General features: G+C 68.3%; 13 protein-coding genes and 1 pseudogene. 6 read left to right on the top strand and 8 right to left on the bottom strand.

Annotated elements, in window-relative coordinates; all coding sequences use genetic code 11:
• Positions 1 to 3: 3 nt before the first annotated feature.
• From NVS89_RS05515 to NVS89_RS05480, 8 genes and pseudogenes are all read right to left on the bottom strand, one after another.
• Entirely contained in the window at positions 4 to 795 is a 792-nt protein-coding gene (locus NVS89_RS05515) for an aspartate/glutamate racemase family protein (protein ID WP_258731568.1), read from the bottom strand.
• A 3-nt stretch (positions 796 to 798) separates the two neighbouring features.
• On the bottom strand, positions 799 to 2,160 hold the full coding sequence (locus tag NVS89_RS05510) for an amidohydrolase family protein (RefSeq protein ID WP_258731567.1): 1,362 nt from the start codon (positions 2,158 to 2,160) through the stop codon (positions 799 to 801).
• A 4-nt stretch (positions 2,161 to 2,164) separates the two neighbouring features.
• Positions 2,165 to 2,980, bottom strand: coding sequence for an amino acid ABC transporter ATP-binding protein (locus NVS89_RS05505; RefSeq protein ID WP_258731566.1), 816 nt, complete (start codon positions 2,978 to 2,980; stop codon positions 2,165 to 2,167).
• A gap of 5 nt (positions 2,981 to 2,985) precedes the next feature.
• Positions 2,986 to 3,639 carry an amino acid ABC transporter permease gene (locus NVS89_RS05500; protein ID WP_258731564.1) on the bottom strand — a complete coding sequence of 218 codons (654 nt, stop codon included), beginning with the start codon at positions 3,637 to 3,639 and terminating at the stop codon, positions 2,986 to 2,988.
• A gap of 81 nt (positions 3,640 to 3,720) precedes the next feature.
• The gene (locus tag NVS89_RS05495) at positions 3,721 to 4,569 is read right to left on the bottom strand and encodes a transporter substrate-binding domain-containing protein (protein ID WP_258731563.1); all 849 of its coding nucleotides are present in this window, start codon (positions 4,567 to 4,569) and stop codon (positions 3,721 to 3,723) included.
• Positions 4,570 to 4,951: 382 nt separating this feature from the next.
• A complete protein-coding gene (locus NVS89_RS05490) occupies positions 4,952 to 5,719 on the bottom strand; it encodes a GntR family transcriptional regulator (protein ID WP_258731562.1) in 768 nt (255 codons plus the stop codon).
• 392 nt (positions 5,720 to 6,111) lie between these two features.
• A pseudogene (locus tag NVS89_RS05485) lies at positions 6,112 to 7,241 on the bottom strand (IS3 family transposase).
• Positions 7,242 to 7,558: 317 nt separating this feature from the next.
• A complete protein-coding gene (locus tag NVS89_RS05480) occupies positions 7,559 to 8,452 on the bottom strand; it encodes a helix-turn-helix domain-containing protein (protein ID WP_258731561.1) in 894 nt (297 codons plus the stop codon).
• A gap of 271 nt (positions 8,453 to 8,723) precedes the next feature.
• Here NVS89_RS05480 and NVS89_RS05475 point away from each other — a divergent pair, with 271 nt between their 5' ends.
• The 6 genes from NVS89_RS05475 (at position 8,724) to NVS89_RS05450 (ending at position 17,496) form a co-directional block, all read left to right on the top strand.
• Entirely contained in the window at positions 8,724 to 10,838 is a 2,115-nt protein-coding gene (locus NVS89_RS05475) for a TonB-dependent siderophore receptor (protein ID WP_258731560.1), read from the top strand.
• Positions 10,839 to 10,957: 119 nt separating this feature from the next.
• On the top strand, positions 10,958 to 11,725 hold the full coding sequence (locus NVS89_RS05470; protein WP_258732345.1) for an ABC transporter ATP-binding protein: 768 nt from the start codon (positions 10,958 to 10,960) through the stop codon (positions 11,723 to 11,725).
• Positions 11,726 to 11,727: 2 nt separating this feature from the next.
• Complete coding sequence (locus NVS89_RS05465; protein WP_258731559.1) at positions 11,728 to 12,645, top strand: ABC transporter substrate-binding protein; 918 nt, start codon at positions 11,728 to 11,730, stop codon at positions 12,643 to 12,645.
• Positions 12,638 to 14,632, top strand: a complete 1,995-nt coding sequence (fhuB, locus tag NVS89_RS05460) for a Fe(3+)-hydroxamate ABC transporter permease FhuB (protein ID WP_258731557.1) — start codon at positions 12,638 to 12,640, stop codon at positions 14,630 to 14,632. The genes NVS89_RS05465 and fhuB overlap by 8 nt, the downstream gene beginning before the upstream one ends.
• A 4-nt stretch (positions 14,633 to 14,636) precedes the next feature.
• Complete coding sequence (locus tag NVS89_RS05455; protein ID WP_258731556.1) at positions 14,637 to 15,731, top strand: siderophore-interacting protein; 1,095 nt, start codon at positions 14,637 to 14,639, stop codon at positions 15,729 to 15,731.
• A gap of 19 nt (positions 15,732 to 15,750) precedes the next feature.
• Positions 15,751 to 17,496, top strand: coding sequence for an ABC transporter ATP-binding protein (locus NVS89_RS05450; protein WP_258731554.1), 1,746 nt, complete (start codon positions 15,751 to 15,753; stop codon positions 17,494 to 17,496).
• The last annotated feature ends 155 nt before the right edge of the window (positions 17,497 to 17,651 follow it).

Here is a 17,651-nt window from a genome sequence, read left to right as displayed (position 1 = left end):
GGCTCAGCTCGCCTCCTGCCGTGCCGGCGGCACCGACCGGTCCGCCGCCTCGCTCCGGTGCTCGATCCAGGCCGCCAGCGCCGGCGTGAGACCAACGGCCGGCTTGGGGCCCGGGCGCGCGAAGCGTCCGGCCGATGCCGGGCGGGTGCGCAGCCGTGCGAGCAGCGTAGCCTGCCCGATCGCTGCGTCCAGAGGGTCGACCAGCGGCACCGGCACGCGGTCGGCGATCCGCGCGGCCAGGCCCGTCAGCGGCGCGCCGGCCAGCAGGACGACATCGGCCTTGTCTTCCTCCACCGTGCGGCAGGCGAGCGCGACGAGATCACCCTCGAGTTCGTCCTGCACGTCGTGGACGGAGCGGAACGTGGCGCGCGGCACGCGGACGCTGGCGCAGCGCGGCTGAAGGCCGCTGAGCGCGACGGCGTCCTCGTACCAGGCGGTCAGGGCGTGGGAGAAGGTGATGATCGAAAAGCGCGGTCCGAGCATGCAGGCGGTGAACATGGCCGCCTCCGCCATGGCGGTGATAGGCAGGTCGAACAGTTCGCGCGCGGGGATCAGGCCGGGATCGCCGAAGGCGGCGATGACGACCGCGTCCATGCCCTGCTGGTGCCGGGCGATCAGCTCCAGCGTGGTGGTGCCGGCGACCTGCGCTTCGGCGCGGCTGGCGATATAGGGCACGCCTTCTTCCGCCGTGATGGGAACGAGCTCGACGTCGGGGGCGAGGTTCGCGTGCGCGCTCGCCACCATGCGCTCGGTCATGGCGACCGACGTATTGGGATTGATCAGGAGGATACGCATCGCTCAGCCCTCGCGCGCCCGCTTCCACAGTGCCGCGATGGCGGCGGCGGCATCGCGGCGGATCGCTTCCGCGTCGACGCGGGTCGGCCGGCCGCCCTCCACCATGACCTCGCCCCCGACCGCCACCAGCTCGACGTCGCGGCCCTGGGCGACATGGACGAGATTGCCGAGCGGGTTGGTCGCCGGCGTCAGATGCGGCTGGCGGAAATCGAAGGCGACGAAATCCGCCTGCTTGCCGACCTCTATGCTGCCGATCTCCTCCTCCAGCCCCATGGCGCGCGCACCGGCCATGGTCGCCATCTCGAACACGGTGGCGGGTTGCCAGTCCGGCGTCACCGCGCCGAGCTGGATGCGCCCGACCGCGAGCGCCCAGCGCATCACCTCGACCATGTCGGCGTGCATGTTGTCGGTGCCGAGGGCAAGCTTCGCCCCCGCCGCGCGCAGCTTGTGGGTCGGCGCGATGGTGGCGCCGGTGGCGTTGCCCTTGGCGATGTGTGCGACATGGATGCCGGCCTTGCCGATGCGGGCGATGTCGCTGTCGCTGACGTGAATGCAGTGCGCCGCCGTCAGCCGTTCGTTCAGAAGGCCGATCTCGTCGAGTAGTTCGGGCGGGCTCTTGTCGTCGCGCTCGCGAATGCGCGCGAGCTCGACCTTGCTCTGGGACAGATGAGTGGTGACGCGAAGCCCGGTCTCCTCCGCCGCCCGGGCGATACGGCGCAGGAACGGCGTCGAACAGGTGTCCGGTGCGTGGGCTGCGAGCTGGACGCCGATGCGTCCCCCGCTCTTGCCCTCGAAGCGCTCGGCAAGGTCGATGGCGTCCTGCAGCGTCTTCTCGCCGATGGCGTCGACATAGTCCCAGCGCCCCACGGATACGCCGGAGAAGTCGACATCGTGGATGCGCCCGCAGGACCATACGCGCAGGCCGATTTCGGCCATGGCGGGTGTCACGATGTCCGCGTGCACGAAGGTGTCGTTGATCAGCGTCGAGCCGAAGAGCAGCGCCTCCAGCGCCCCGAGCCGGGCGATCGCATACGCTTCCTCGGGCGTCACCATGTGGCCCTGGGGGATGCCGGGCGTATAGGCCGGCGCGAAGCCGAGATCCTCGGCGACGCCGCGCACCATGGAGAGATTGGCGTGGGTGTGGACATTGACGAGGCCGGGCGTGATCACGCGGCCCGGCAGATGCACCGTACGCCGCGCCCGAAGCGGAGCGCCGATAGCGCCGGCGGGCTCGATACGGGCGAAGCGGCCGTTCGAGACCGCGATGACGGCGTCGTCGATGACGTGGCCGGCCGGCGCCCCTGTCAGCACGGTGGCGCCGGTGATGACCAGGTCGTAGAGCTGGTCGGAAGACGGGTTGGACATGGGTCTACCGGTTGAGAACGTGAGTGAGGAAACGGCGCGTCTTCTCCTCGCGGGGCGCCGTGAAAACTTCTTCGGGCGGGCCTTCCTCGACGATGTGCCCGTCGGCCATGAAGATGACCTTGTCCGCGGCGCGGCGGGCGAAGCCCATTTCGTGGGTGACGACGATCATCGTCATGCCTTCGCGCGCGAGGTCGCCCATGACGTCGAGCACCTCATGCACGAGCTCGGGATCGAGCGCGGAGGTGGGCTCGTCGAACAGGATGAGGCGCGGCTCCATCGCCAGCGCCCGCGCGATCGCCACGCGCTGCTGCTGCCCTCCCGAAAGCTGGGAGGGGCGCTTGTCCATATGCTCGGCGAGGCTGACGCGGGCGAGTTGCTCGGCCGCGCGTTCCTCAGCCTGCGCGCGGGAAAGACCGAGCACCTTGCGCGGACCGATGGCGACGTTCTGCAGGGCGGTCAGGTGCGGGAACAGGTTGAAGCGCTGGAAGACGAAGCCGAACTTGCTGCGCTGGAGGGCGAGGCGGTGCTCCGGCAAGGGAGCCCACTTCGCCGCTTCGCCGACATAGGCGCCGCCGACGGGCTCGCCCGCGAGCTCGATGGCACCAGCGGTTGGCGTTTCCAGATAGTTCAGGCAGCGCAGAACGGTGGTCTTGCCGGACCCCGAGGGGCCGATCAGCACCAGTGTCTGCCCGGACATGACGTCGAAGGAGATACCCTTGAGGATCTCGCGTTCGCCGAAGCTCTTTCGGAGACCCTGCACCGACAGAAGCGGCTTTTCGCGCGTCCGGTGTTCGGCGGCGGGATGCGTGTCAGTTGTCATCGTGATCACCAGGCCGGCAGGCGCCGTTCGATCACCCGCGAGATCCACGAAACCACGGATATGATGGCGTAGTAATAGATGGCGAGGAGGGCGAAGATCTCGAGCGGCGCGAAATGCGAGGCGACGATCGCCTGGCCGGAGCGTGTCAGCTCGTAGACAGATATGACCGAGAGCAGCGAGGTGTTCTTCAGGAGGGTGATGATGTCGTTCGTCAGCGCCGGGAGCATCGGCCGGATCGACTGCGGCAGCAGGATGTAGAGCAGGATCTTGCCCTGGGTCATGCCGATCGATTTTGCCGCCTCCGTCTGCCCCTTCTCGACCGAGCCGACCGAGCCGCGCACGATCTCGGCGATATAGGCGGCGCTGTTGAGCGAGAGCGCGATCACGCCCGCCCAGAATTCGCCGAGCCGGAAGCCCATCAGGGGCAGCCCGAAGAAGACGATGAAGATCTGGATCAGCAGCGGCGTGCCGCGAATGAAGTCGACATAGCCGCGCACCAGCCAGCGCATCCAGGCCCATCCGCCCAGCGAGACGAGGCCGAGGGCAATGCCACCCGTGAGGCCGAGCAGCGCGGCGACCGACGCGATCTTCAGCGTCATCACCGTGCCGACGGCGAGAAGAGGAATGGCCATCTCGACGATGGCCCAGTCTATCGTCATTGCCTCGTATCCGCGATCGAGGGGCCGGAGGGACCCGGCCGAACTGGCGGGGCGGGCGCTTCACCCGCCCCGCACAGGCGTTCAGGAGAAGTCGGGGATCTTGTCGGAAAGCTTCATCTTGGTGCCGAACCACTTTTCCTGAAGCTTGTAGATCTCGCCATTCGCCTTGAGTGCCTCGATGCGCTCGTTCAGGAAGTCGATCAGCTGCGTGTCTTCCTTGCGGGTACCGATGCCCGCCCAGTTGCGCGGGCCGATATCGCGCACGATCGCGTATTTGCCCGGGGCGTCCTTCACCACCTGGGTCAGCGTGGCGAGCGAGTTGATGACGCCGTCGACCGAGCCCTGCGACAAAGCGAGATAGGCCGAGGGATGATCGTCATAGGTCTTCACCTCGGCGAAGCCCTTGCCGGTATCGGCCTTGAGCTTCTCTTCGAGCTTGGTCTTCATCGTGTCGCCGGCCGAGCCGAGCTTCACGCCGAGAATCTTGCCGGCCATGCCGTCGAGATTCTTGATGGTGTCGGCGTCGGAGGCGCGGATCAGCATCTCCTGCGTCGCCTCGGTATAGGGAATGGAATAGCCGACCTTGGCGACGCGCTCCTTGGTGTAGGTGAGCGAGGTCATGATGACATCGAAGTTGCCGGCATAGAGCGCGGGAATGACGCCGGCCCAGGCGGTGTCGACGAATTCCACCTTCACGCCGAGCGGCTTGAAGATCTGTTCGGCGAGATCGAGATCGTAGCCGACGATCTTGCCGGCGTCGTCGCGGAAGGTGAACGGCCGGTAGGAGGCCTCGACCCCCACCCGCACGACGCCCGCTTTCTTGATGGCGTCGAGAGTAAGCGGCTCGGCGCTTGCCGGGTTCGCAACGGCGGCGAGACCGACGGGCAGGGCCGTCGCAATGGCGAGGAACAGACCCGAAATCTGGAGCAAGCGGCGTCGGGAAGCGCCAGCTGCGGAAAGGCGGAATGACATGAAAATCTCTCTATGTCTCAAGGCTTTCGGTGGCGGGCTGGGCGAGCATCAGATTGAATGCCATCTGATTTATCTAAGTTTATACAATAACTTAAATTGAAATCGCCAGTCAGAACCCGCCAAATGATTGTGCAGCGATGCCTGCTCTCGAGGCACGTTTCCCGGCTCTAGCCTGATGATGGCGAGGTCTCCCGATGTCCGTGGCGGGAGATTTTGAGTGTGGTTTCGCCGCGTTGGCCGCGCATGCCCGGTTCGGGCGGGCGAAGGCCGGCCGTGAGAAGGGCCGCGAACCCTGCCAACTATTTCAGCATGCCGGAGGTCGGTGGGGGGCCGTCGCGCGTCAGGTGGCCATGTCGTCCGCGGCGGCGACCTGCGAACCGCCGGCCTCCATCAGGACCACGCAGACCGTTTCTCCGGTGCGCAGAAGATGGCGCTTCCAGACCCGACGCGCGGCCTCGGCGTCGCGAGCGTGCAGCGCGGCCATGAGGGCCTCATGCTCGTTCACCGATTCTTCCCAGCGCAGCGGGTCGATGATCGCCATGTAGCGCCCGCGCCGTGCCCGCAGCATCAGGTTGGAATGGGTGGCGATGAGGATCGGATTGCCGGAGAGCCTGACGATCGTGTCGTGAATGGTGCTGTTGAGCTCGAAATAGGGATCCTTTTCCTGCAGCCGGTAGTGCACCAGCATGCGCGCATGCATGTCGTCGAGCCGGTCGAGGTCGGCAGCCTCGATACGTGTCGCGGCGATCTCGGCGGCGAGACTTTCGAGCCCCGCGATGACCTCGAACAGATTCGAGGCTTCCTCGGGCGTGAAGGACATGATCCGAGCGCCCTTGTTCTGAGACAATTCGACCAGGCCTTCGACCTCGAGCAGCTTCAGAGCCTCGCGCAGCGGCGTGCGGGAGACTGCGAGCATCTCACACAGGGCGCGCTCCACGATCCGACCTCCCGGCGGCAAGTCTCCGCGAATGATCCGGTCGCGCAGATCGTTCGCCACCTGATGCGCGAACGGCACCCGCCGCGACATGGTGGGCTTGTTCGCCGATGGCCGGGTTCTCCGGGTATCTTCGCTGCGCCCTGCCGGCAATTCTCGATCACCACGTTGCATGAAGTGCTTTAAGGGCCACTCATGTCTCCAATCGACAATCGTTTACCCGCTCCGCGCCGGCCGACAAGCCTTGTTCGGGTGCGGTCGGTGGATATCGGGGGGGCGCCGGCTGGCCACGGCACAACAGGCTGCGCCGACGGGCTCTTTTCCGCCGGCCGCGAAATTGACCGTCCCTGAGGTAGGCAAGGAAAGCAGCGTCGTCGACGGACTCGTGAATGAGGTTTCGTCACATGGCTAAAAACGCCTATCGAAGGGCGCCTCCGAGCGAGCCGAGCGAAGAGCGGCAGGGAGGTACGTTCATTGCCGCAGCAGCATTTCGCCGATCATCGCCAACGGCGGCTTACGGTTTGCGGCATTTCGGATGGCCTGCTGCCGGTTTTTCGGACACGGGGTTAAGCTAACATAGCTTTCTCCTCGAACTCGACGGGGCTCATATAGCCCAGTGTCGAGTGCCGTCGCCGGGGATTGTAGAAGCGCTCGATGTAATCGAACACATCGGCCCTGGCGTCATCCCTCGTCCTGTAGACCTTGCGGGCTGTCCGCTCGGTTTTTAGTGACGAGAAGAAGCTCTCCATCGCGGCATTATCCCAGACATTGCCTGACCGGCTCATCGAGCAGGTGATGCCGTGATCGGCCATCAGGCGCTGGAACTGTTCGCTCGTATACTGACTGCCCTGGTCGCCGTGGTGCAACAGGCTGTCGGGCTTGCCTCTCCTCCAGATCGCCATGATGAGAGCGTCGGTGACGAGCTGTGCCGTCATCTCGGCCTTCATCGCCCAGCCGACGACGCGCCTGGAGAACAGGTCGACGACGGCGGCAACGTAGAGCCAACCTTCGGCGGTCCAGATGTAGGTGAAGTCCGCGATCCACTTCTGGTTCCGGGCCGAGGCTTCGAAAGCGCGGTCGAGGATGTTGTCCGACACCACCGCTCGCTTGCCCGTGTCTTTAGGCAGCCCACGACGCCGAGGCCGGGCACGCAGCCCGTTCTGACGCATGAGCCGCTCGACGCGATGCAAACCGCAGGACAGGCACTCGGCCAGCACGTCATGCCAGACGCGGTGAGCACCATAGGTTCGGTCGCTACTCTTGAAGCTGCGATCGATCGCCGTCACCAGCACCTCGTCGTGCCGCGAGCGAGCGCTGGGGCTGCGGTTGAGCCAGGCGTGGAAGCCCGAGCGGGAGACATCCAGCGCGTCGCACAGCCATGCCACCGGCCAGATGTTCCGGTGCCTCGCGATGAAAGCGAACCTCATATCGCTTCCCTCGCGAAGTAGGCTGCGGTCTTTTTTAGGATGTCGCGCTCCGCTTTCAGCTTCGCCACTTCCTTGCGCAGCCGGTCAATCTCCTGCTGCTCCGGCTTCAGCTGACCATGGCCGGGAAACGCATGCTGCGGATCCGTCGATAGCTCGCGCACCCATTTGCGCAGCACATTCTCGTGGACGTCGAGGTCGCGGGCTGCTTACGCCACCGCAACGCCTCGATTCTTCACCAGCTTCACCGCCTCAAGCTTGAACTCGATCAGCGATGCGACGTGATGTGACGTCCTCCCCTGACTTCCTGCCACGGATAAGTTCCGCCCTTCGATCATTGATTGAGCCTGCCCCTGATGCTGGACTGGCTTACATCTGGCGGGAGACATGGTACGTCGGCGAAGCGTTCAGATTGCTGCCGATAAATTCTGGATCCAACATCGCGCCCTACCAAGGCAAATCGTTATCCGTCGCAAAGCAGCGCATATGAGCAAATATCCAGGTCGATTACATGCATGACAGCAACGATTTTCTCCCGGTCGCAGGATTTCGTCGACGTTATTGCGAGCACCGAAGCGCTTAAACCGACTCACTTTCGATAAGCGCGCCGCCAGGCCGCCGGCGTCGAGCCGGTGAGGCGGCGGAAGGCGCGGGTGAGATGCGCCTGGTCGGCGAACCCGGTCGAGGCGGCGATCTCGGTCAGCGGCAGGTCGTGGTCGGCAAGCAACGCCTGCACCTTCCGCAGCCGCGCCTTCATATGCCACTGATAGGGCGGCACTCCCGTCGCCGCCTTGAAGGCATGGCTGAAATAGGACTGCGACAGGCCCGTGAGATCGGCCAGCTCCTGCAGCCGTATGTTCCGCGCACAATTGGCCTCGATGAAATCGGTGACGCGCCGCAGCTGCCTTGCGGAGAGCAGGGCGCGCCGCGCCGCCTCGCCGGCGGTCGGCCGGCGGCCGAGCTCCAGCAGGTCGATGAACAGCGCCAGCGTCAGCCCGTCGCCATAGAGGTCGTGATGGCGGTCCGGCTCCATGCATTCATGCGCGATCATGCGCGACAGGGCGAAGATGCGCTCGTCGAGGAAGTCGAGGCGCGGGGCCGAGAGGCGGGCCGGGTCGAGGTCCTCGCCGAGCCGCTCGCTCAGCGTCGGCGCATGAAAATGAAGGTCGAGATGGCGTACGCGCACCGGCTCCTCGACCCGCGACCACAGCGGCATGTCGGCCGGCACGAAGCTCATGCGGTGCGGCGTGCGCCGGACCATCCGCGTCGTGCCGTCGGCCGATAGCTGGACGTCGGAGGGCGAGCCCTCGCGCTCCAGCACGACGAACAGCCGCGCGTCGCGCGAGACGTAGTGGCCGCTCGCCCCCGCCGCGCATTCCACGTTCCACACATCGGCGATGACCCCGTTCCAGCGCCGCCAGCGCAGGTCCTCGAGAAGGGTGATGCCTTCGACGGTGGAGGTCATGCGAGGCTGGAAGGTCATCGTCTCGGTGTCCGGAAAGATAGGCAACGGGCAACGATAGATTTGAATTACTATAAGTAGCGCCCGGCGCCATTGTTGTGCCTAGATCTATCGTCTCATAGCCAATACAGAGCATGAATGGTCAAAACGCAAGAGGATCGGACAAGAGCGTAATGATTTCCATTGCTATGAAGCGGCGAAGCCGCGCCAGCCTGCGGTTTAAACTTTGTAATTCATCTTAACTGCTATTGACGGGATGGGGATCGGGATGCGTGGACGGTGCGGCGCGGCGATGGCGTCACTGCTGCTGGGCGGCGTGGCGGCCCTCCAATGGCCTGGAACGGCGAGGGCGCAGGACGCGTCTGCCGCGATCGAGCTCGAACAGATCGACGTCCAGGGTACGGGAACGCCGGAGGACGACGTCGACGGCTATGTCGCCCGCCGCTCCACCGCCGGCTCCAAGACCAGCACTCCGCTGATCGAGGTTCCGCAGTCGATCTCGGTGATCACCCGCGATCAGATGGATGCGCGCGCGGTGCAGAGCGTCGGCCAGGCGCTCGACTATTCGGCCGGCGTCGTCTCCCAGCCCTACGGCACCGACCCGCGCTTCGACGCGCCGATCATCCGCGGCTTCTCCGCCGAGAACAGCATGTATCTCAACGGGCTGAAGCTGATGCGCGAGGCCGGCGCGCCGGCCATCGAGCCCTACGGGTTGCAGCGCGTCGACGTGCTGCGCGGCCCGGCCTCCGTGCTCTACGGGCAGGGCAATCCCGGCGGCCTGGTCGATATGATCTCCAAGCGGCCGACCTTCGAGAACTTCGCCGAGGCGCAGGCGGAGGCGGGCAGCTTCGACCGCTATACCGCCCGCTTCGACGTCGGAGGCGCGCTGGCGCCCGATTCCGACTTCGCCTACCGCCTCACCGGCGTCGCGCGCGATGGCGGCACCCAGACCGACTATGTGGACGACGACCGCCTGTTCTTCGCACCGGCGGTGACGTGGCAGCCGTCCAAGGACACTTCGCTGACCGTGCTCGCCAACATCCAGTACGACCAGTCCGGCACGCCGGTGGGCCTGCCGGTCGAGTACACGGTGGACGCGGATGGCGGCCTGCGGCTGCCGCGCAGCCTGTTCCTCGGCGACCCGGACTACGACGATTCGAACCGGACCTTCGGCAGCGTCGGCTACGAGTTCAAGCATCGCTTCAACGACACCTGGGAGTTCCGCCAGAACGCGCGCTACGCCGTGCTCGACTGGGACTACAACAGCCTCTACTACAGCGCGCTGAGCACGAGCGACCCGCTGGTCGCTCAGCGCGGCACCTCGGACAATGACGAGAGCCAGCAGACCTTTAACGTCGACACCCAGCTCGAGGGCGACTTCCAGACCGGCGCCTTCGGCCACACGCTGCTGCTCGGCATCGACTACCGCCATTACGACGAGAACAACACCACCGCCTTCGGCAACGCGCCGTCCATCAACGTGCTGTACCCGGTGTACAACCAGCCGATCGATTCGACGCCGTGGTACACCTCGCACACCGACGGCACGATCAGCCAGACCGGCATCTACGCGCAGGACCAGATCCGCTTCGAGAAGTGGCTGCTCACGGTCGGCCTGCGGCAGGATTGGGTCAGCACCGATTCGACCCAGGTAACCAATTACGGCACCACCGAGCAGGACCAGGACGACAGCGCCCTCACCGGGCGCGTCGGCCTCACCTACCTGTTCGACAACGGGCTCGCCCCCTATTTCAGCTACTCGACCTCGTTCGAGCCGGTGATCGGCAACATGCCGACGGTGCTCGGCGGCGCGCCGTTCCAGCCCTCCGAGGGCGAGCAGTACGAGCTCGGCGTGAAGTACCAGCCGGCCGGGTGGAACGGCTTCTTCACCGCCGCCGCCTATGACCTCACCCAGTCCAACGTGCTGTCCTCGCAGCTCATCGACGGGGTCAGCTACGACACCCAGATCGGCGAGATCAACGTCAAGGGCATCGAGCTGACGGCGGTGGCGGGCCTCGCCGACGGGCTGAACCTGATCGCCAACTACACCTACATGAACGCGGAGATCACCCAGGGCGAGAACGCCGGCAACCGGCCGGCCAACGTGCCCGAGAACATGGCCAATGTCTGGCTCGACTACACGGTCAAGACCGGCCAGTTCGCCGGCTTCGGCATCGGCGGCGGCGTGCGCTATGTGGGCGAGCGCTACGCGCTGGACGACAACAGCATCCTGCTTGGCTCCAACACCCTGCTGGACGCGGCGATCCATTACGAGAAGGGCCCGTTCAAGGCGCAGCTCAACGTCAACAACCTGACCGACGAGACCTATGTGTCGGGCTGCGGCTATTTCGGCTGCTACTATGGCGACGGCCGCACCATCATCGGGACGCTCTCCTACCGATGGTAGACCACGCCCGACACATCGCCGGCCGGCCGGACATGGAAGCGGGGAGGGAGACCTTCCCCGCTTCCGGCGCCTTGAATCCCGACGCTTCGGCGGCCTCGGCAAAGGCGCCGCTCTGGTCGATGCAGCAGGTGGGATTCCACGTCGCCGGCCGCGAGATTCTGGCGCCGCTCTCGCTCGAGCTGTCGGCGGGGCGGGTCTACGGCCTCATCGGCCCGAACGGCTCGGGCAAGAGCACGCTGCTGAAGATCCTCGCCCGCCAGCTCGCGCCCGGCACCGGCGAGGTCCGCTTCGAGGGGCAGTCGCTCAAGGAGTGGCGCGGGCGCGCCTTCGCCCGCCGTGTCGCCTATATGCCCCAGTTCATGCCACCCTCGGACGGGATGAGCGTGCGCGAGCTGGTGGCGCTCGGCCGCTATCCCTGGCACGGCGCGCTCGGCCGCTTCGGCGCCGAGGACCGGCGCATGGTCGAATCCGCCATCCGCCGCACCGGCCTCGCCCATTTCGAGGACCGCGCCGTCGACAGCCTGTCCGGCGGCGAACGGCAGCGGGCCTGGCTGGCGCTGATGCTGGCGCAGGGCGCGGGCTGCCTGCTGCTCGACGAGCCGACCTCGGCGCTCGACATCGCCCACCAGATGGAGGTGCTCACCATCATCCGCGAATTGTGCGCGGGGCACGAGGGCGAGCGCATGTCGGTGATCGTGATCCTGCACGACATCAATCTCGCGGCGCGCACCTGCGACGAACTGATCGCGCTGCGCGGCGGGCGCCTCGTCGCCCACGGCCCGGCGCAGGAGATGATGCAGCCCGAGCGGCTCGCCGCGATCTACGGCCTGCCGATGGGCGTGATCGCGCACCCGGTGAGCGGCAAGCCGCTGAGCTACGTGCTGTGACGATGCGGGCGGAACTCCCGCGGTCGACGGTGCTGACCCGGCGCACCCTGCTGGCAACGCTCGCGGCGGGCATCGTGAGCGTGCCCGCCCGCGCGGACACCCGCGCCCCGCGCGTGGCGACGCTCGACTGGGCGCTGCTGGAGACGCTGCTCGCCATCGGCGTGGTGCCGGTGGCGGCAGCCGAGCTGGTGCTGTTCCGCGAGGTGGCGGTCGAGCCGCCCGTGCCGGCCTCGGTGATCGACCTCGGCCTGCGCGGCGCGCCGAATTTCGAGGCGCTGAGGCTGGCCCGGCCCGAGCTGATCTTCAACTCGCTCTACTATGCCGAGGCCGAGCCCAAGCTCTCCCTGATCGCCCCGGTCGAGACGATCTCGGTCTATCGTTCCGGCGGGCGGCCCTTCGCCGCCGCCTGCGAGGCGGCGCTGCGCCTCGGTGCGGCGACGGGCGAGGAGACGGCCGCGCGGGCCCTGATCGCCGGGGTCGACGCCGAGCTCGGCGCGCTGAAGGACCGGCTGGCGCAGCGGGCCGGTCGGCCGCTGCTGGTCATCAATCTCGGCGACGCGCGCCATTTCCGCGTGTTCGGCCGCGACAGCATGTTCGGCGAGGTGCTGGCGCGCCTCGGCTTCGCCAATGCCTGGCAGGCCAGGACCTCCTATTCCGCCTCGGCGCCGATCGGGCTCGAGGCGCTGGCGCGCTTTCCCGAGGCGTTCGTCGTCATCCTGCGGCCGGTGCCGCCCGATGCGCGCCGCATCCTGCCGGAAAGCGCGCTGTGGAACGCGCTGCCGAATGTGCGCGAGGGGCGCGTCGCCGTGCTGGACAGCGTCGACCCGTTCGGCGGGCTGCCGACCGCACGCCGCTTCGCGCGGCTGCTGGCCGGGGCGCTGGAGCGCGGGCGGATCGGCGCGGGAGGCGTCTTTGGCTGATCTGGCGCTTGTCCGCCCCTTTGCCGTCCGTCGGGGCATGGCCTGGGGCGCCCTGTTCCTTCTCGGCCTTGTGCTGTTCGCGCTGGTCCTTGTCCGTCGCCCGGAGCTCGCGGGCGATCCGGCGACCGTGCGGCGCCTCGGGGACGTGCTGCTGTGGCACAGCCTGGTGCCGCGGGCGGCGACGGCGCTGCTGGCGGGCGCGGCGCTCGGCCTGTCGGGCGCGCTGCTGCAGCGCGTGCTGCGCAACCCGATCGCCGACCCCTCGACGCTCGGCATCGCGGCGGGCGCCCAGCTCGCGCTGGTGCTGGCGCTCGCCTTCGCGCCGGCGCTCGTCGCCTTCTCACGCGAGGGCACCGCCTTCGCCGGTGGCGTCGCGGCGGTCGGGCTGGTGATGGCGCTGAGCTGGCGGCGCGACTTCGAGCCGGTGACGGTGGTGGTCGCCGGCATGACGCTCTCGCTCATGGCGGGCGCGGCCTCCGCCGCGCTGATCCTGGCGCGCGGGGACTACGTGTTCTCGCTCTTCATCTGGGGCGCGGGCTCGCTGCACCAGCAGAACTGGCAGCCGGCGCTGGTCATCGGCACCCGGCTCGCGCTCGGCGTTCTCGCGGCGGTGCTGCTGCTGCGCCCGCTGAACGTGCTGGCGCTGAACGATGCCGGCGCGCGCAGCCTCGGCGTCGCGGTCGGGGGCATGCGCTGCCTCGTCATCGCGGTGGCGGTGTGGCTGGCGGCGAGCGTGGTGTCGCAGGTCGGGGTGATCGGCTTCGTCGGCCTCGCCGCGCCCGCCTTCGCCCGCGTGAGCGGCGCGCGACGGCCGGGCGAGGTCCTGCTTGCGGCGCCGCTGATCGGGGCGCTGCTGCTGTGGATCGCCGACGGTGCCGTCCAGCTTGCCTCGGCCGGCGATGGCGACGTTATTCCGACCGGCGCGGCGGTCGGGCTGATCGGCGGGCCGCTGCTGCTGTGGCTGCTGCCGCGCCTGCCGCATCACGCCCCGCCGATGCAGGCGGCGGCGGGTACGCGGCGAAGGCTGCGGCGGCCCGGACGGGCGCTGCTCGTCCTGCTCGCGGCCACAGGGGTGGCCGGCGTCGCGGCGCTCGTGATGGGGCGCGACCTCGACGGCTGGGCGCTCGCCAGCGGCCCGGTGCTGGCCGAGCTCGCCGTGTTCCGCCTGCCGCGCATCGTCGCCGCGGTTGCGGCGGGCGGGCTGCTCGGCGCGGCGGGCGCGATCATGCAGCGCCTCACCGGCAACCCGCTGGCGGGGCCGGAAGTGCTGGGCGTCGGGGCCGGCGCCGGTGTCGGGCTGGCGGCGGCGCTGACGCTCGATCCGGGGGCAGGGACGGCGCTGCTGGTCGGTGCCAGCGCGGCAGGCGCGCTCGGTGCCCTCGTCATCGTGCTGGTCGTCGCCGCCCTGACCGGTTTCGGCCCGGAGCGGCTGCTGCTCGCGGGCATCGCGCTGGGCTGCATGGGGCTCGCCATCCTCTCGGCGGTGTTCGCGACCGGCGGGCCGGGCAGCTTCCGCCTGCTCGCCTGGATGTCGGGCTCGACCGACAAGGTGGGCGTGGACGAGGCCCGGCTGATGGCGGTCGCGGCGCTGGTGCTGCTGGCCCCGGTGCCGCTGCTGGTGCGCTGGCTCGACATATTGCCGCTCGGCGCGGCGGTCGGCACCTCGCTCGGCATGCCGGTCACCGTGGGGCGGCTCGCCCTGTCGCTGCTGGCGGCGCTGATGACGGCGCTCTCCGCCTTCTTCGTCGGGCCGCTGAGCCTCGTCGGCCTCATCGGCCCGCATGTGGCGCGGCTGGCCGGCTTCGCGCCCGGCCGCGCCTTCGTCCTCGCCTCGGCGCTGATCGGCGCGGCGGTGCTGCTGGTGGCGGACTGGCTGGCGCGCTCGCTCGCCTTTCCCTACCAGCTTCCCACTGGGCTCATGGCGGCGCTGATCGGCGGTCCCTACCTGATCTGGCTGCTGCAGCGCGGCGGCGGCGAAAACGGGTGAACCCATGAACGCACGCACCGTCCACCCCTTCACCGCCCGGACGCGGATCGTCCATGCCTCCTCCGGCCGGCTGCTGGAGCGGCTGTGTGCCGGCCTCGACGAGCGGATGCGGCTCGAGCGCAGCGCCGATCGCGCCACGGTCGAGGGCTGGTTCGGTCGGGTCGAGCTGAGCGTCGACGCTTCTGGCGCGCTGCTCGTGCGCGGTGTCAGCCCGGGCGAGGACACGCTGTCGGTGCTGCGCATGTTCGTCGCCGAGCGCATCCACGCCGTCGCCGGCGAGGATGCGCCCTCCTTCGTCTGGGAGGGGCACGGGGCCGGCAGCACGGCGCTGCCCTATTTCCGCGAGATGCGGGTCGCGCGCGCCTTCCAGGTGACGCCGCTGATGCGCCGGGTGGTGCTCGCCGGCGACGCCGCGCATTTCGCGGGGCCGGGGCTGCATGTGCGGGTGCTGATGCCCCGTCCCGGCCGGGCGCCGGTCTGGCCCCATGCGGCGCCGGACGGGCGCACGGTGTGGCCGTCCGGCGAGGATGCGCTGGTGGCGCGCGTCTATACGGTACGCGAGGTGGATCAGGCGCGCGCCGAGGTCGCCATCGACGTGGTGCTGCATGAAGGCACTTCCACGCCCGGTGCGGACTGGGCGCGCGGCGTGCGGCCCGGCGACCTCGTGGGTCTGCTTGGCCCGGGCGGGGCCGGCCTGCCGCCTTCCTCCTGGCATCTCATCGCCGGCGACGAGACCGCGCTTCCCGCCATCGCCCGCATGGTCGCCGCCCTGCCGGCCGAAGCGCAGGCGGTGGTGCGGATCGAGGTGGCGGGGGAGGTAGAGCGCCAGCCGCTGCCTTCCCCGGCGCGGCTCGATGTCGAATGGCTCCATCGCGACGGCGCGGCGCCGGGCACCACGGCGCTGCTCGAGGAAGCGGTGCGGCGGGTCGGGCGTCCCCCGGTCGATCCCGAGGCCTGCCATGTCTGGGCGGGATGCGAGCAGCGCGCGGCGCGGGCGCTGCGGGCCTATGCGACGGGCGCGTTGGGCATTAGGAAGAGCCGTTGCGCGATCGCGGCCTATTGGCGGCTGGGCCATGAGGGCGTCGACGTCGGCGAGTGACACGGCGCGGTGGCGATTAATGAGCATCCTCCGGCAGTTCCTGACCTATTACGCGCCCTATCGGGGGCTGTTCGTCGTCGACTTCTCCTGCGCGGTGCTGTCCGGCCTGCTGGAGCTCGGCTTCCCGCTGGCGGTGAAGCTGTTCGTCGACCGGCTGCTGCCGCAGCAGGACTGGCGGCTGATCATGTTCGCGGCGGCGGGCCTGCTGGCGGTGTACCTGCTCAACACCGGCCTCATGGCCGTCGTCACCTATTGGGGGCACCGGCTCGGGATCAACATCGAGACCGACATGCGCCGGCGCGCCTTCGACCATGTGCAGAAGCTCTCCTTCTCCTTCTTCGACAACCAGAAGACCGGCCATCTGGTCGCCCGCCTGACCAAGGACCTCGAGGAGGTGGGCGAGGTCGCCCATCACGGGCCGGAGGACGTGTTCGTCGCGGTGATGACCTTCGTCGGCGCCTTCGCGCTGATGCTGTCGGTCAACGTGCCGCTGGCGCTGCTGACAGGCTTCATCGTGCCGGCGGTGGCGTGGGTGACGACACATCATGGCCGGCGCATGACGCGCAATTTTCGGGCTCTGTTCAGCCGCGTGGGCGCGTTCAACGCCCGGATCGAGGAGAATGTCGGCGGCATCCGCGTCGTGCAGGCCTTCGCCAACGAGGCGCATGAGCGCGAACTGTTCGCCGCCGACAATGAGCGCTACCGCGACACCAAGCTGGAGGCCTACCGGCTGATGGCGGCGAACGCGTCGCTCAACTATCTCGGCATGCGCCTGACGCAGGTGGTGGTGATGCTCGCCGGCACCTGGCTCGTCATCCGCGGCGAGCTGACCAATGGCGGCTTCGTCAGCTTCCTGCTGCTGGTCGGGGTGTTCTTCCGCCCGCTGGAGAAGATCGCCGCGGTGATCGAGGTCTACCCGAAGGGGCTGGCGGGCTTCCGCTCCTATCTCGACTTCCTCGCCACACGCCCGGACATCGCCGACCGCGCCGGCGCAATCGAACTCGCCGGGGTGCGGGGCGATGTGCGCTATGAGGGGGTGAGCTTCGCCTATGCGAGCGGGCGGCCGGTGCTGAACGAAATAACGCTCGACATCCGCGCCGGCGAGACGGTGGCCTTCGTCGGGCCTTCGGGCGCCGGCAAGACCACCATCTGCTCGCTGCTGCCGCGCTTCTACGAGGTGACGGGCGGGCGCATCACCGTCGACGGGCACGACGTGCGCGACGTGACGCTGGCCTCGCTGCGCCGGAGCATCGGCATCGTGCAGCAGGATGTGTTCCTGTTCGCCGGCACCATCCGCGAGAACATCGCCTATGGACGGCTCGACGCCAGCGAGCCGGACATCGTGCGCGCCGCGCGCCGGGCGCAGCTCGACCAGGTGATCGCCGGCCTTCCCGCCGGGCTCGACACGGTGATCGGCGAGCGCGGGGTCAAGCTGTCGGGCGGGCAGAAGCAGCGGCTCGCCATCGCCCGCATGTTCCTGAAGGACCCACCGATCCTCATCCTCGACGAGGCGACCTCGGCGCTCGACAGCGAGACCGAGCGGCAGATCCAGGAATCGCTCGCGGCGCTGTCGGTCGGGCGGACCACGCTGGTCATCGCCCACCGGCTGTCGACCGTGCGCAATGCCGACCGCATCGTCGTCGTCACCCGCGACGGAGTGGCCGAGCAGGGCGCGCACGAGGAACTGATCGGCGCCGACGGCATCTATGCGCGCATGATCAGCGCCCAGTTTCACGCCGACCCCGGCATCGCGCAGGCGAGCTGAGCCACCCGCGCGGCCCGTCAGCCCCGCCCGAACAGCCGGCGGAAGAAGCGCAGCGCAGGCCATGATGAGACCGAAGCATTGCACAGAGTGCTGTGCCAACAATAGCTTAACGCGGACCTATTAATGCCGCTTCCGATTCCGCCCGGTGGCAGGAT

The sequence above is a fragment of the Ancylobacter mangrovi genome, assembly GCF_024752355.1.
In the GTDB taxonomy this organism is placed as follows: Bacteria; Pseudomonadota; Alphaproteobacteria; order Rhizobiales; family Xanthobacteraceae; genus Ancylobacter; species Ancylobacter mangrovi.
The sequence above is the reverse complement of the archived record's forward strand: the minus strand, read 5'-3'. Positions and strand labels throughout refer to the sequence as shown.